We start from the raw sequence: 13,583 nt of genomic DNA, 5'->3' as shown, positions 1-13,583 counted from the left end.
GAGTGGTTCCCTGCTCCGGACGGCCGAGCGGGTCTTTGCTCCGTATGGCTGAGCTGGTCCTCGGGCCGAGCGGCTGAGCGGGTCTTTGTTCCGGAGGGCTGAGTGGGTCCGCGTGCCGAGCAGCTGAGCTGGTCCTCGGTTCGAGCGGTCGAGTGGTTCCTTGCTCCGGTCGGCCGAGCGGGTCTTTGCTCCGTATGGCTGAGCTGGTCCTCGGGCCGAGGGGCTGAGCGGGTCCTTGCTCCGGAGGGCTGGGTCGGTCCGCGTGTCGGACGGCCGAGCCGGTCTTCCGGCGGTCGGTTTCGCGCCCCTGTCGGCCGAAGCCGCGCAGCGGTCACGCGCTGAGTGGGCGGGACCACTCCGGTGTCGTCCCCGTCACCCGGCACAGGGCGAGGTAGAGCGGAATCGGCGGGGTGTACGGCACCGTGCCCTCGGGGCGGTGGATCAGCCGGGCGCCGCCGGGCAGCGGGGCACCCGGGCTGTAGTGGACCGGGGCGGGCCAGCTGAGGGCGTAGTCGGAGTCCGACGGGACGATCCACCACCAGTGCGTGCCGTCGGCGTACACGCAGCCCACCCGGGGCAGTCGGGGTGTCACCAGCGGCCCGAGACGCGCCGGTACGGCCACGGCGTCGCAGCCCAGCGGCGTCGTCATGCCCTCGGGCACCGGGAGCCGGCGGGCGTCGCTCTCGGCCGCCGGCCGCCGGCCGCGTCGCAGCCGGACCAGGGTGTCGAGGCCCAGTGACCGGCCGGAACCGGGGATGCCGTTCACGCCTGCCTCCGCCCGGGCACCGGGCGCAGCGCCGCCTCCGACTGCCCCTCTTCCCCGGAACCGGGCGAGGGACGGTGGACCGGGCTGTGCGCGGGCCCGTGCGACGGGTCGCGCGAGGGCCCGCGGGACGAGCCACGCGACGGGCCCGGGTCGGGGCGGGCGCCCCACCCCAGGTCGTTGCGGGGTTCGGCGGTGTCCTGGGCGGCATCGGTCTGGCGCGGCAGCTCCGCCCAGACCAGCAGCCCGGGACCGTGCTCCTGAGCCCCCCACGCCCGGCACAGCGCCTCGACGAGGAGCAACCCCCTCCCGTGCTCCTCGTCCGGACGCTGCGGGGACGGGTGGGGCTCGTCGGGTGCACAGCCCTCGTCGTGCACGGCAATCCGCACCGTGTCGTCGTGGTCGTGCAACTCGCACACCACGCGACTGCTCGCGGTGTGCACGATCGCGTTGGTGACCAGCTCGGAGATGACGAGTACGGCGGTGTCACAGGTGTCCGCGCAGACCGACCAGCCGGTCAGCCGGGCACGCACCAGGCGTCTCGCCTGGGCGGGGGAACCCGGATGAGCGGCCAGCTCGAACCGGAACCGGCGCTCGGCAGCGCCCCTACCAGGGGCGACAACCGCGGCAGCGCCGAGGCCGAGACGGTCCTCGGCGGCGTCTGTTCCTAAGGGCGCGGACGGAATCACGCTTGCCACTATCGCCCCGCCGTGAACACTTGGCAAGAGTCACTCTGAAAAATGCAGAGTGCTGTGTGACGCGGTGAGGGGCCGTGGCACACTGCTCGCAACAGCATGTCGAGCGGCGCCAGTTGGGATCAGTGAGGATCCGGCGGACCGATCCGGCCAATGCGATTGATGCGACCTAACCGGGAGTTTCCGGTTTTTCTGGTCAATTCGGTCACCCTGTCGGCCTGGTCGTCCCGTCGGATCTTCGAATGAGTCTTCGAATGGCGCCGCTGGGCTGTCAGCATGCCGCTGACACCTGAAGCCGGGTGACACCTGTATGTGGCGGCGGTTGTGCCGCCGACGAGCGCAAGTGGCGGTCCGGTCAGGGAACTTCGTGGAGGTGGAGCGTGAGCGAGCCGCGGTCCGCGCCGACCGTGGGCCAGGTGGTCCTCGGTAGGCGCCTCCTTGACCTGCGTGAACGTGCCGGGCTCAAGCGCGAGGAGGCCGCCCGTGTGCTCCGGGTGGCGCCCGCCACCGTCCGCCGTATGGAGATGGCCGAGGTCGCCCTCAAGATCCCGTACCTCCAACTGCTCCTGAAGGCCTACGGGGTGACCGACGACGAGGCCGACGTCTTCGTCCGGCTCGCCGAGGAGGCCAACCAGCCCGGCTGGTGGCAGCGGTTCCACGACATCCTGCCTGGCTGGTTCTCCATGTACGTCAGCCTGGAGGGTGCGGCGAGCCTGATCCGCTCCTACGAGCCGCACTTCGTGCCCGGGCTGCTGCAGACCGAGGACTACGCGCGCGGGGTGCTGAAGTCGGGGGCCGTCGGCCAGACCCAGCCGGAGGAGATCGAGCGCCATGTCGCCCTGCGCAGGCAACGCCAGGATCTGCTCACCCGTGCTGACGCCCCCCGCTTCTGGGCCGTGATGGACGAGACCGCCCTGCGCCGCCCGGTCGGGGGCCCGGAGGTGATGCGCGCGCAGATCGACCGGCTGCTAGAGGTCACGAAGCTGCCCAATGTGACTCTCCAGGTCGCCCCGTTCGAGAACGGGCCGCACCCGGGGACGTACGGGCCCTTCGTGCTGTTCCGATTCGCCATGCCCGAACTGCCGGACATGGTCTACAGCGAGTACCTGACCGGCGCCGTCTACCTGGACGCGCGCGCCGAGGTGGCGACCCACCTCGAGGTCATGGACCGCATGGCGGCGCAGGCCGCTACGGCACAACGCACGAAGGAGATCCTCCGGGATCTCCGCAAGGAGCTGTGAATGGATCGCATCAAACCCCAGTCCGGGCCACGGAACCGCACCGAACGGATCTACAACGGCATGCCCGCCCGGGAACTGGGCAGCGAGGGCTGGCACAAGCCGTGGAGCGGCGGCAACGGCGGCAACTGCCTGGAGGCGATGAAGCTGGCCGACGGCCGGATAGCCGTCCGTCAGTCGACCGACCCCGACGGACCGGCGCTGATCTACACCACGGACGAGATGACGGCCTTCATCGAGGGCGCCAAAGCGGGGGAGGCCGACTTCCTGCTCTCCTGAAGCTGCTTCTTTTTCTTGTTCAACTTCTTTGTAATGGTGCTGAATTGATCATCGACCGCGTCAGACGCTTACGGAGTGCCTCGTGATCGACACCAGCAAGCCGCATCCCGCGCGGATGTACGACTGGTACCTCGGCGGGAAGGACAACTACCCGGTCGACGAGGAGATGGGCCGGCAGATGCTGGCCCTCGACCCCCGGGTGCCGGTGATGGCCAGGGTCAACCGCGCCTTCATGCACCGCTCCACCCGGTGGCTGGCCGAGCAGGGCGTACGGCAGTTCCTGGACATCGGCACGGGCATCCCGACCGAGCCCAACCTGCACCAGATCGCCCAGGGCGTCGCGCCCGAGACCCGGGTCGTCTACTGCGACAACGACCCGATCGTGCTGGCCCACGCGGCTGCCCTGCTGCGCGGCACGCCCGAGGGCGCGACGGAGTACCTCCAGGCCGATGTGCGCGACCCGGCGGCGATCGTCGCCGGCGCACGCCAGATCCTGGACCTCGACCGCCCGGTCGCGCTGTCGCTCGTCGCCCTGCTCCACTTCGTCCCCGACGAGGACGGGGCGCACGAGCTGGTCGGCCGGCTGCTCGCCGAACTGCCGTCCGGCAGCTACCTGACGATGACCCACGCCACCGCCGACTTCACCCCGGAGGAGTCGGCGGCGGCCACCGCGAAACTCAAAGCCGCCGGAGTCACCCTGGCGCTGCGCTCCCAGGAGGAGTTCGGCCGCTTCTTCGACGGACTGGACCTGGTCGACCCCGGCGTCTCGGTGGTCCACCACTGGCATCCGGAGCTGGGTGAGCCGGTGCCGGGGCAGGACGACGGGGTGATTCCGGGCTACGGGGCGGTGGGGCGGAAGCCGTAACGGCTCCATCGGCACAGGTCAGAGCCGCGACCACAGGCGCCTGGGTGCGTCCACCAGCCGGCTGACGGTCACCACCGGGAACGGCGGCTGCCGCATCCGGCCGGGGCCGAGGCTCAGCCCGTAGTAGATCTGCTCGATCGACGGCGGTCCGACCGCGAGATTGCGCCGGACCGCCGCCCCGGGCGACTGCTGCCCGGTTTCCACGAGATACGCGGCCGCCATCGTCCCGGTCCGCCCGACCCCGGCACCGCAGTGCACGAACACCCGCCCCGGCGCGTCCGCGACGACGCCCAGGAGCGAGCCGCTGGACCTGCCCGGGCCTCGGCGTCTGCCCGTCGCGGACGGGCAGACGCACGACGTCCAGACCGGCCTCGCCGGGCCCGGCGAGCTGGGCGGCGGTCAGATCCTCCGCGCGCAGGTCCACGACCGTCGTGAACCCCAGGCCCGCCAGCGCCCGGTAGTCGGCCGTCTAGGGCGCCGAGCCGCGCCACAACAGCCCCTGCGCGTCGACGGGCTGGAAGTGCCGGATGCCCTGCACGGTCCTGGTCCCCGCGGGCGGCGGCGTCTCCTGCCGCGCCCAGTACGAGAGACCGAGGACCCCCCAGTGCGCCGGTGCCCCATAGGGCGACATAGCCGAGGACGACGGCGAGCACCGTCATCAGCACGCGCCGGGGCAGCGCACGGCGGGGACGGAAGGGGCGAACGGCAGCCAAGGGCGACCCGGGGGAATCGGGGATGGGGGCGCTTCCGCATCGTAACCCCGGGGCGGGGACGGGTGAGTTGTTCATCCCAGGGCGTTCCGGCGTTCCGGCGTTCCGGTGTCCGGGTGATTTGGCGATGTGGTGACTTGGCGTGCTGGCGTGTTCCGGCGTTCGGCTCAGTCGTCGTCGGCGTCCGCGTCCCCGATGCCGACGACCGTGAGGTGCGCGCGGTCGAGGGTGGTGTCCTCCAGGCAGCCACGCAGTCGCATACGGTCGTGCTCGGTGAGCGCGGGCCGTACGACCCCGGCGAACATGCCGTTGCCCAGATCCCCGAGCGTCGCGTGGCGCAACGGCACGGACGTCGAGTCCCGGCACCGCTCCCACACCTGCTCGGCGGCCAGGGCACGGCGCTCACCGGTCATCCCGGCGCCGCGGGTGTCGACCTGGACGAGCACGGAGGTCGCCTCGTTGCCGTTCGCCTGCTGCTCGCGGGTTTGGGTGAGGTCGGCGAGCCCGACGACGAGCGCGCCGAGCAGGACGGCTCCGGCGACGGCGACGGCGGCCAGGCGGGCGACACGGCCCCGGGCGGGACGGGGGAGTGCGGGAAGGTCCTCCAAGTCCCGCGGGCCGTCCAGGTGCCCGGAGCCCGCCGGCCCCTTCGGGTCCTCTGGACGACGGTCCGGGCCGGGCGCGGGTGCGACGAGGACGGCCAGCCGCCCCGCCAGCCGCCGTTCGGCGGGCCGGGCCGTCGCGGACGCGATCCGCTGCACCAGCCAGGCGAGCCCGGACAGCAGCACGCCGGTGACCATGAGGACGGGGACGAAGACGTAGATCCGGTCGGCGGTGTCCTCCAGCCAGCGGAAGCGGGCGGTGGCCTCCTGGTGGGGCACGGTCTGCCGCAACCGCGACAGCACCTCCTCCTGCCGTCCCGTCGCCTCCCGTTGCCGCAGCTCGCCGTCCCGCAGCCGCTCCTCGATCCGGGTCAGCCGCCCCAGCAGCACGATGCCGAGCAGCATCACCTCGACGACGACGACGAGCAGCAGCACGCCGCACAGGATGGCCCGCTGCCACTGCCACCGGTACAGATAGACGACCGTGTACGTCCCCGCTCCCGCGGCGGCCAGTCCGCCGAACGCATAGGCGATCCGCCGCATCACTCACCTCCCCGCCGTACGTCACCACCGGTCCCGTCGACGGCGATCCGCGAGCCCGCCGGGAACCGCCCCACCGCGTCCGCCGCCCCGACCACGGCCGGCACCCCGAACTCCCGTGCCAGCACGGCGAGATGGGACAGCGGACTGCCGGTCTGCGCGACCAGTCCGGTGAGCCCGGGCAGCAGCGGGGCGAGCGCGGGATCGAGGGTCCGTACGACGAGCACGGCGTCCGCCGGCCGGGGCCCGGACCCGTCCCACACCGTCCCGACCGCACGCCCGCCGGACACCCCCCGCCCCGCGCCGCCCCAGGTGCGCTCGGCGACGACCTCGCCGTCCGCCAGCCGGAAGGCGTCCGGGAGGGGCGGCGACTCGGGCTCCGGCACGCGCGCGTGCGCATCGGCGGGAAACGCGGCACCTTCGAGTACGGCGATCAGCTCCGGCCACCGCAGCATCCCGACCCGCTCCACGGCCACCCCGAGCCGCCGCGCCGCCTCCCGGACGAGCCGCACCTGAAGCTCCTGAACCCGCCGAGCCCGCAGCCGCAGGGCTTCACGCGGCGGGAGGACGGGGGCCAGGGGCATGACAGCACTCGGGCTCGCCGGCGAGAGACCCGCGACGGCTCCCTCCCGACGGCACCTTCCCGGCACCTCCGAGCGGCCGCTCCTGCCGGTCGGGCAACCCGGATCGCGCCCCCTCGGCCACCGCCCCGGCCCCGCCCACCGGCCGGAGCCGTGCTGGCTCCGCCGTCTCCGCCCTCTCCGCCGTCTCCTCCGTCTCCGCCGTCTCCGCCGTGCCGCCCGGCAGCCGCCCCGGCCCCCGTAGGCCCGGCGCGGTGAGGGTCAGGATCACCGGAGCCACGGTGGCCGCCCGGACGTCGGGTACGCCCCGGGCCCGGGTCTCCGCCAGGGCCGCGAGGGCCGCGCCCGCCGCCGTGCGGCTCTGCGCAGGCTCGGGCAGCAGGGCACCCGCGAGGGCCTCCTGCGCGTGCAGCGAGACCAGGGCCGCGCGCGTCCAGCGCAGCTCGGCGACGAGGCCGGAGGCGGGCAGCCGCGCCGGCGCCGGGATCTCGGCCAGGTGCCGGTCCACGTCGGCCACGAGATCCGTGGCCAGGCCGGGCAGCGCCACGGACAGCCGGCCCAGCCGCCAGGCGGCAGCGAGCCGGCGCGCTCCCGGCGCCGGGTTGAGCAGGGCGAGCCACCGGTGCGCGGGCGGCGCCGCCCCCAGCAGACGCAGGTCGGCGGCGGCCCGTCCGCCGACGCTTGTCACCACCGGCACCGTCCGCAGCAGCCGGCGCGGTGCGCTGCCCCCGATGTCCAGCGCGGCGGCGAGCCCCCGGGCCATCGGCGTCACCCACAAGTCCGCCTCCAACGGCAGGAGTTGCCCGGGCAACGTCTCCGCGACCGGTCCGGGACCGAGCAACCGCGCCCCGCGCGACGGTCGTTTCGCCATCGCCGTGATCGGGCGGCTCTGGAACAGCCACAGCCGCCCGTCCCAGTCGAACCCGAACTCGATGTCCTGCGGCCCCCCCGAACACCCGCCGGGCCCGCCGCGCGAGGCGCGCCAGCCGCGCCAGCTCGCCGCGGGTGAGGACCGCGCCGGTGTCCGACGTTTCGGTGCGCAGCAGCCGCCCCCACCTGCTCAACCAGTAGCTGGTTCCCGCCAGTTCACCACCGACCAGCCTGTCCGGCCCGCCTCGCACCGCGCTCACCAGCAGACGGTCGGCGCGACCCGCCACGGGATCCGCCCCGAACATCACCCCGCCGACCCGGGCGGTCAGCATCGGCTGCACCAGTACCGCCATGGGCGCGACGGTTCCGTCGGGCCTGCGCGCCGAGTCGAGCACCGTCCGTACCGCCGTACCGAAGTCCGCCCAGCCGCGCACCCCCAGCACGGACGCGAACTGCCCCGCCAGCGACGGCGATCGGGTGTCCTCCTGAGGTGAGGAGGACCGTACGACCAGCGGCCGGCCGCCCCCGCCGGAGAGTTCCAGCCAGGCCCGCCGCAGCGCGGCCGTGTCGCCGAACGCGCCGTCGGGGATCACGAACCCGGGAAGCACCGGGAGCCCGGCACCGGCGGCCCGGGCGAGGTTGGCGGCCTTGGAATCGGCACGCAGGGGAAGCGCGGCGAGTGGCCGGTCCAGCGGTACGGCGACGGGCTCCTGCGCCTCGGCCAGCCCATGACGTTCGTCGAGCGTCGTCATCAACACCCTCCAGGACCGACCGCCTACAGGGGGACGCGCGGGGGTGGCCCTGCGCCTGACGGCGGAACGAAGGATGGGGGCGCCCCACGACGGCCCACTCCCGGCCGGCCGCGACACGCCTCCTACGGCCATCATCCCACCGGCGTTGAACTCCAAGCCGCTCGCAGTCCACTTTCCGGCCCACCGGAAGGGGATTTCGTGAGCCGGGCGGAGAGCATGCCCCTGCGCTCCTCCTCCGGCAGTACTCCCGCCTCCTCCACAGGACCGAGAACCCGCCCGCGCACCCCGCTCTCACCTACACGGACATCGGCCGGTCGTACGGCGATATCGGCGTCGGCAGCTGCGAACTCCCCGTCAGGTAGCGGTCGACGGCCGCCGCCACCGCCCGCCCCTCCGCGATCGCCCAGACGATCAGCGACTGCCCGCGCGCCGCGTCCCCGGCGGCGAACACACCGGTTACGTTCGTGGTGAACTCCGCGTCCCGGGCGATCGTCCCGCGCGGCTCCATCACCACCCCCAGCTGGTCGATGAGCCCGTCCTCCCGGTCGGGTCCCGAGAAACCGAGCGCGAGCAGCACCATGTCGGCGGGCAGCGTGCGCCCGGTCCCGTGCACCGGCTGCCGCGCCGCGTCCACCTCCGTCAGGTGCAGCGACCGCACATGCCCGCTCGCGTCGCCGGTGAAGCGGAGCGTCGACGCCGCGAACAACCGCGCGTCCGCGTGCGCCGCGGGCGCCGTCTCCAGGTCCCGCGCCTCCTCGTGCGCAGCCGACAGCCGGTAGATCTTCGGGTACGTCGGCCACGGCTCGACGTCCTCGTCCCGCTCCGTCCCCGGCTGCGCGTAGATGTCCAGCTGGGTCACCGACGCGGCCCGCTCCCGCACCGCCGTCCCCAGACAGTCCGCCCCCGTGTCACCCCCGCCCACGATCACCACATGCCTGCCGGCCGCGGACATCGGCGACCGGGCCAGATCCCCCTCGCCCACCCGGTTGGACAGCGGCAGATACTCCATCGCCTGGTGTATTCCGTCCAACTCCCGGCCCGGCACCGGAAGTTCCCGCCACGCCGTCGCCCCGGTCGCGATCACCACCGCGTCGTACCGCGCCCGCAGCTCCGCCGCCTCGATGTCCCGCCCCACCGCCACCGACGTACGGAACTTCGTCCCCTCGGCCCGCATCTGCCCCAGCCGCCGCTCCAGATGGTGCTTCTCCATCTTGAAACTGGGGATGCCGTAGCGCATCAGCCCGCCCAGCCGGTCGTCCTTCTCGTACACGGCGACGGTGTGACCGGCCCGGGTCAGCTGCTGCGCCGCCGCGAGCCCGGTCGGACCGGACCCGATCACCGCCACGGTCCGCCCGGACAGCCGTTCCGGGGGCCGCGGCGAGGCGAACCCCTCCGCCCAGGCCCGGTCGGCGATGGCGCACTCGACGTTCTTGATCGTGACGGCCGGCTGGTTGATCGCGAGCACACACCCCGCCTCGCACGGCGCCGGACACAACCTCCCCGTGAACTCGGGGAAGTTGTTCGTCGCGTGCAGCCGGTCGCCCGCCGCCCGCCAGTCCTCCCGCGACACCAGGTCGTTCCATTCGGGGATCAGGTTGCCCAGCGGACACGCGTCGTGGCAGAACGGCACCCCGCAGTCCATGCAGCGGTCCGCCTGCTTGCTGATGATGGGCAGCAGCGCTCCGGGGACGTACACCTCGTCCCAGTCCCGGACCCGCTCCTCGACCGGCCGCCGCGGCCACTCCTCCCGCGGCGTGGTCATGAAACCCTTGGGATCGGCCATGGTCGACTTCCTCGTGTGCGTTTGCCCCAGGCCGTGCGTCATCGGGCGGTGCTCTTTCGGCCACGATACGTCCGCTCGGATGCGCCCGCAGAGTGGCCGGCAGCACCTTCTGCCGGGGCTTCCTCAGGCGATCGCCAGCCGGGAGCCAGCCAGGGTCCAGCCAGGAGCCAGGCCGAGGTCAGCCGGGGGTCAGCCGGGCGTCAGTTTTCTCCCATGCCTCCCTCAGGACAGGGCCAGTACATAGACGACCGCCGCCGCGGCCGACGCGAGGGTGCGCACATGGTTCCACCGCGTCCACTCACGCACATACGCCGGCCAGTAGGAGGCGGCCTCCGGGGTGCCCGGCTCCAGACCGGCCAGCGCCTCGTTCCGGGGCACGTTCGCCACCAGGGTCAGCCCGAACGAACCGAACAGATACAGCGCGCTGCCCAGCAGCAGCTCCGTCTTCCCCTCGTCCGGCCACACCACGAACGTCACCACCGCGATCATCGCGCACAGCACCGCCGACCCGGCGAACACCAGCATGAACGCGGTGGTCACCGCGGCCCGGTTGATCGCGTTCATCGCGGCGACCCCCTGCGCCGGCGGCAGCGCGGCCAGCCCGCGCATCACAAACGTCGAGAATCCGCAGAACACCCCCGCCACCAGCCCGGTCCCCAGTACCCCCAGCAGGACCAGTACGTAATTCGGCCCGTCGATCACGATCACCACACTCACTCTCGCCCCTCGCCCCGGACACCTCCGCCACTCAGGTCAATGCCCACGTCCGCCCTGCCTCCTACCTGCCCCGCCCGGCCTCCGTAGGTCAGCTGCCCTGCCGGATTCCACCGGTCAGCCGCCCTGCCCGGCGTCAGCCGGTCAGGCGGATCTCCACCCCGGCCTCCCACTCCCGCAGCACCGCCTCCACCGTCCTCGCGATCCGCCGCCGCGCCTCGTACCGTGGCACTCCGCTCATCAGCAGCTGGTCGTACGGCGTGTCCACATGCCGTACCCCCGCCACCACCGCCGAGATCACCGCCCCCTCCGTCAGCGCCCGCCCGGCCGCGGTCCGCCCCACCCGCCCGCTGCCCCGCAGCGAGGCGTGCGTCGCGATCGCCCGGGCCCGCCCCACCGGACAGCCCGGGAACAGGCGCAGGATCTCCGCCGCGAAGGCCTCCGTGAACCGCACATCCTCCACCGCCCGCCGCTTCGCGTCCCGCGCCCGGCGCCGCCGCCGCGCCTCGGCATCGGCCAGACACCGCGCCTCGGCCCGGGCCAGCGCGGCCTCCTCGACGAGGACGCCCTGCCGCTCGTACCGGCTCCTGCGCCGGTTGAACCGCACCACCACCGCCGACAGCGTGCTCTCCTCCCGCGACCGCCGTGTCAGCGCGGTGTCCCCGCGCGGCAGGAACACCAGATGCCCGAGATCGGCACACTCCAGACACCGCGGCGCCCCGTCCTCCAGCACCAGCAACGACAACGGCCCCCGCCGGCAAGCCGCACACCGCTTGTGCCGAAGGGGCTGCACCACCAGAAGTCCACCGTGGTGAGGCGGAGTTGCGAGGCGCGTCATATGCGGTTCTTTCCCCTTTCGGACGAGGTATCCCACGTGCGCACGGCGACGGCCGCACGACCGGCGGTTCGGCCGGGAACAGGAGCACGACCCGGTCGCCGCCGGCCATACCCGCGACTCAGGGCACCGGGCATGTTGACGCACCTCGCCGGGGTGCCGACGCACCTCGCCAGGGTGCCGCGGCCCCGGCACGTCCGCAGACCTGCCCACGCGGCATCATGGCCCCGTGCGACTCGAAGCGATCACCTGGGACCGGCTCGCCGAGCGCCTTGCCGAGCGGCTGGCCGAGCTGAAGCCCGCCGACGGGGGCGCCTGGCCGCGTGTCGCCCTCGACGGTGCCCCGGCCGCCCGGCCCGGGGACCTCGCGGAACGCGTCGCGGAGGCGTTGCGCCTGCGGGGCCGGCCTTCGCTCGTCGTGGGCGCCGAGGGCTTTCTGCGCCCCGCCTCGCTGCGTCTGGAGCACGGTCGCCGCGACGCGGAGTCGTACTACGGCGGCTGGTTCGACACCAACGCCCTGTGGCGGGAGGTCTTCGGCCCCCTCGACCCCGGCGGGACCGGACGTGTCCTGCCCGACCTGTGGGACCCGGCCACCGACCGAGCCACCCGCAGCCCCTACGTCCAACTCCCTCCCGGTGGCTTCCTGTTGTTGCACGGACCGCTACTGCTGCGGCACTGGTTCCCGTTCGACCTGACCGTCCACCTCCTGCTGTCCCAAGGCGCCCTGCGCCGCCGTACCCCCGAGTCCGAGCACTGGACCCTCCCCGCCTTCGAGCGCTACGAAGCCGAGAGCGACCCCGCCGGCACGGCCGATGTCCTGGTCCGCGCCGACGACCCGCGGCATCCGGCATGGAGCGGCTGAGCCGCCCGCGACAGGCCCGGCGTCCGCCCGCGGCGGCTGATCCGGCGAACCGCCTTCTTGGGGGCTGTGGGGTCGTGGTCCTCGGTGCTGCCGGTGGTGGGGCTCAGAGCCAGCCGTTGCGCCGGAAGCCCCGGTACAGCACCAGACAGGCCAGGGATATGACGCCGATGACAAGCGGGTAGCCGAACCTCCAGTGCAGCTCCGGCATGTGATCGAAGTTCATGCCGTACACCCCGCACACCATCGTCGGCACGGCGATCACCGCGGCCCAGGCAGTGATCTTCCGCATGTCCTCGTTCTGAGCGACCGTCACCTGCGCAAGATGCGCCTGGAGAATGGAGTTGAGCAGTTCGTCGAAGGACGCGATCTGCTCCTTGGCCCGCATCAGATGGTCGAGCACGTCCCGGAAGTAGGCCTGTATCTCCGGGGCGATCACCCGTATCGGCCGGGTGGTCAGTTCCTCCATGGGCCGGCCCAGCGGCACCACCGCCCGCTTCAGTTCCAGGAGTTCACGCTTCATCTGGTAGATCCGCCCCGGGTCGGCCCGCGCCCCGTTCTCCGCGAACACGTCCGCCTCGACCTGGTCGATGTCGGCCTGCACCGCGTCCGTGACGTTCAGAAAGTCGTCGACCACATGGTCCGCGATCGCGTGCAGCACCGCCGCCGGCCCCTTGGCGAGCTGGCTCGGCGTCGCCTCCAGCTCCTCGCGCAGCGGCCCCAGCGAGCCGTGCCGGCCGTGCCGTACCGTGATCACGAACTCCTCGCCGACGAACACCATGATCTCACCGGTGTTCACCACCTCGCTGGTCGCCGTCAGCTTCTCGTGCTCGACGTAGCACACGGTCTTGAACACCGCGAACAGCGTCTCGCCGTACCGCTCCACCTTGGGGCGCTGATGGGCCTCGACCGCGTCCTCCACGGCCAGCGGGTGCAGGTCGAACAGGTCGGCGATGCCCGCGAACTCGCTGTCCGTCGGCTCGTGCAGCCCCAGCCAGACGAACCCCTGGCCCTTCTTGCGCACCCGCTCCACGGCGGAGTACAGATCGCCGCACTCCGGGACCCGGACACCCTCCTCGTACGTCACGCAGTTGACCACCGAGGAGCCCAGCGGCGACCGCGCGTGATGGTTCAGATCGACGCGGGGCCGCCGCCGGGCCAGCCGCGCCACCTTGCGCAGGCCGCCGGCCCTGCCCAGCTCTGTGACCTTCCGCAGATTCCCTGCCATCGTCATCCGGATCTCCTTGCATGGACCCCTTCGCACAACGCTTTCGCGCCCTGCCGGGCAAGTCTGCCAGCCCGGCGTGAGACACGGGTAAGCCTGTGGGAGCAGCAGGTTCCGGTTGGTTCCCGCTTGTGGACAACCAGGCCTCGCGCGGCCTGTTCCCGTCCGCGCACCGGCCGGCCACGAGTTCCCCGCGTCCGGTGGCCACACTCCCGCCGTCCCGGAGCCTCGACCGGACCGGATGGCTGACCGTTCCGGACAACCCGGGCAAC

15 protein-coding genes and 2 pseudogenes are annotated in these 13,583 nt (G+C 72.8%); 4 read left to right on the top strand and 13 right to left on the bottom strand.

Annotated elements, in window-relative coordinates:
- Positions 1–331: 331 nt before the first annotated feature.
- The gene (locus tag ACGFZQ_RS17465; RefSeq protein WP_393841104.1) at positions 332–766 is read right to left on the bottom strand and encodes a hypothetical protein; all 435 of its coding nucleotides are present in this window, start codon (positions 764–766) and stop codon (positions 332–334) included.
- Positions 763–1,338 carry an ATP-binding protein gene (locus tag ACGFZQ_RS17460; RefSeq protein ID WP_393841203.1) on the bottom strand — a complete coding sequence of 192 codons (576 nt, stop codon included), beginning with the start codon at positions 1,336–1,338 and terminating at the stop codon, positions 763–765. The genes ACGFZQ_RS17465 and ACGFZQ_RS17460 overlap by 4 nt, the downstream gene beginning before the upstream one ends.
- A gap of 500 nt (positions 1,339–1,838) precedes the next feature.
- On the opposite strand from ACGFZQ_RS17460, the gene ACGFZQ_RS17455 reads away from it, so the two are divergent.
- The 3 genes from ACGFZQ_RS17455 (at position 1,839) to ACGFZQ_RS17445 (ending at position 3,840) form a co-directional block, all read left to right on the top strand.
- Entirely contained in the window at positions 1,839–2,699 is an 861-nt protein-coding gene (locus ACGFZQ_RS17455; RefSeq protein ID WP_393841103.1) for a helix-turn-helix transcriptional regulator, read from the top strand.
- On the top strand, positions 2,700–2,975 hold the full coding sequence (locus tag ACGFZQ_RS17450; protein ID WP_089100964.1) for a DUF397 domain-containing protein: 276 nt from the start codon (positions 2,700–2,702) through the stop codon (positions 2,973–2,975). It abuts the gene before it with no gap.
- An 82-nt stretch (positions 2,976–3,057) separates the two neighbouring features.
- A complete protein-coding gene (locus ACGFZQ_RS17445) occupies positions 3,058–3,840 on the top strand; it encodes an SAM-dependent methyltransferase (RefSeq protein ID WP_393841102.1) in 783 nt (260 codons plus the stop codon).
- An 18-nt stretch (positions 3,841–3,858) separates the two neighbouring features.
- Here ACGFZQ_RS17445 and ACGFZQ_RS17440 read toward each other — a convergent pair whose 3' ends face one another.
- The 10 genes and pseudogenes from ACGFZQ_RS17440 to ACGFZQ_RS17395 all read right to left on the bottom strand — a co-directional run bounded on the left by ACGFZQ_RS17440 (position 3,859) and on the right by ACGFZQ_RS17395 (position 11,230).
- Complete coding sequence (locus ACGFZQ_RS17440; RefSeq protein ID WP_393841202.1) at positions 3,859–4,098, bottom strand: hypothetical protein; 240 nt, start codon at positions 4,096–4,098, stop codon at positions 3,859–3,861.
- Positions 4,099–4,195: 97 nt separating this feature from the next.
- Positions 4,196–4,264, bottom strand: a pseudogene (locus ACGFZQ_RS17435) (hypothetical protein); the annotation flags it as partial.
- 45 nt (positions 4,265–4,309) lie between these two features.
- Positions 4,310–4,471, bottom strand: coding sequence for a hypothetical protein (locus tag ACGFZQ_RS17430; protein WP_393841101.1), 162 nt, complete (start codon positions 4,469–4,471; stop codon positions 4,310–4,312).
- 246 nt (positions 4,472–4,717) lie between these two features.
- On the bottom strand, positions 4,718–5,695 hold the full coding sequence (locus tag ACGFZQ_RS17425; RefSeq protein ID WP_393841100.1) for a hypothetical protein: 978 nt from the start codon (positions 5,693–5,695) through the stop codon (positions 4,718–4,720).
- The gene (locus ACGFZQ_RS17420) at positions 5,695–6,204 is read right to left on the bottom strand and encodes a PEP-utilizing enzyme (RefSeq protein WP_393841099.1); all 510 of its coding nucleotides are present in this window, start codon (positions 6,202–6,204) and stop codon (positions 5,695–5,697) included. The genes ACGFZQ_RS17425 and ACGFZQ_RS17420 overlap by 1 nt, the downstream gene beginning before the upstream one ends.
- A 40-nt stretch (positions 6,205–6,244) precedes the next feature.
- The gene (locus ACGFZQ_RS17415; RefSeq protein ID WP_393841098.1) at positions 6,245–7,144 is read right to left on the bottom strand and encodes a hypothetical protein; all 900 of its coding nucleotides are present in this window, start codon (positions 7,142–7,144) and stop codon (positions 6,245–6,247) included.
- Positions 7,145–7,391: 247 nt separating this feature from the next.
- Positions 7,392–7,895: pseudogene (locus tag ACGFZQ_RS17410) on the bottom strand (PEP/pyruvate-binding domain-containing protein); the annotation flags it as partial.
- 295 nt (positions 7,896–8,190) lie between these two features.
- Positions 8,191–9,678: a glutamate synthase subunit beta gene (locus ACGFZQ_RS17405; RefSeq protein WP_393841097.1), complete on the bottom strand. Its 1,488-nt coding sequence runs from the start codon at positions 9,676–9,678 to the stop codon at positions 8,191–8,193.
- A 222-nt stretch (positions 9,679–9,900) separates the two neighbouring features.
- The gene (locus tag ACGFZQ_RS17400; protein ID WP_393841201.1) at positions 9,901–10,380 is read right to left on the bottom strand and encodes a DUF1772 domain-containing protein; all 480 of its coding nucleotides are present in this window, start codon (positions 10,378–10,380) and stop codon (positions 9,901–9,903) included.
- 148 nt (positions 10,381–10,528) lie between these two features.
- Positions 10,529–11,230, bottom strand: coding sequence for a DUF2293 domain-containing protein (locus ACGFZQ_RS17395; protein WP_393841096.1), 702 nt, complete (start codon positions 11,228–11,230; stop codon positions 10,529–10,531).
- Between the two features lie 226 nt (positions 11,231–11,456).
- On the opposite strand from ACGFZQ_RS17395, the gene ACGFZQ_RS17390 reads away from it, so the two are divergent.
- Positions 11,457–12,089, top strand: a complete 633-nt coding sequence (locus ACGFZQ_RS17390) for a uridine kinase (RefSeq protein ID WP_393841095.1) — start codon at positions 11,457–11,459, stop codon at positions 12,087–12,089.
- A 103-nt stretch (positions 12,090–12,192) separates the two neighbouring features.
- On the opposite strand, the gene ACGFZQ_RS17385 is transcribed toward ACGFZQ_RS17390, so the two are convergent.
- The gene (locus tag ACGFZQ_RS17385) at positions 12,193–13,320 is read right to left on the bottom strand and encodes a magnesium and cobalt transport protein CorA (protein ID WP_393841094.1); all 1,128 of its coding nucleotides are present in this window, start codon (positions 13,318–13,320) and stop codon (positions 12,193–12,195) included.
- Positions 13,321–13,583 lie beyond the last annotated feature (263 nt).

Origin of the sequence: Streptomyces sp. NPDC048254 (assembly GCF_043201895.1) — a bacterium.
Classification (GTDB): domain Bacteria; phylum Actinomycetota; class Actinomycetes; order Streptomycetales; family Streptomycetaceae; genus Streptomyces.
This window is presented reverse-complemented; position numbering and strand designations above follow the sequence as displayed.

Excerpts from the sequence above, each read along its gene's own strand:
- ACGFZQ_RS17450 (WP_089100964.1), top strand. The coding sequence starts at position 2,700 with ATGGATCGCATCAAACCCCAGTCCGGGCCACGGAACCGCACCGAACGG.
- ACGFZQ_RS17430 (WP_393841101.1), bottom strand. The coding sequence starts at position 4,471 with ATGTCGCCCTATGGGGCACCGGCGCACTGGGGGGTCCTCGGTCTCTCG.
- ACGFZQ_RS17425 (WP_393841100.1), bottom strand. The coding sequence starts at position 5,695 with ATGCGGCGGATCGCCTATGCGTTCGGCGGACTGGCCGCCGCGGGAGCG.
- ACGFZQ_RS17415 (WP_393841098.1), bottom strand. The coding sequence starts at position 7,144 with ATGGCGAAACGACCGTCGCGCGGGGCGCGGTTGCTCGGTCCCGGACCG.
- ACGFZQ_RS17405 (WP_393841097.1), bottom strand. The coding sequence starts at position 9,678 with ATGGCCGATCCCAAGGGTTTCATGACCACGCCGCGGGAGGAGTGGCCG.
- ACGFZQ_RS17395 (WP_393841096.1), bottom strand. The coding sequence starts at position 11,230 with ATGACGCGCCTCGCAACTCCGCCTCACCACGGTGGACTTCTGGTGGTG.
- ACGFZQ_RS17385 (WP_393841094.1), bottom strand. The coding sequence starts at position 13,320 with ATGACGATGGCAGGGAATCTGCGGAAGGTCACAGAGCTGGGCAGGGCC.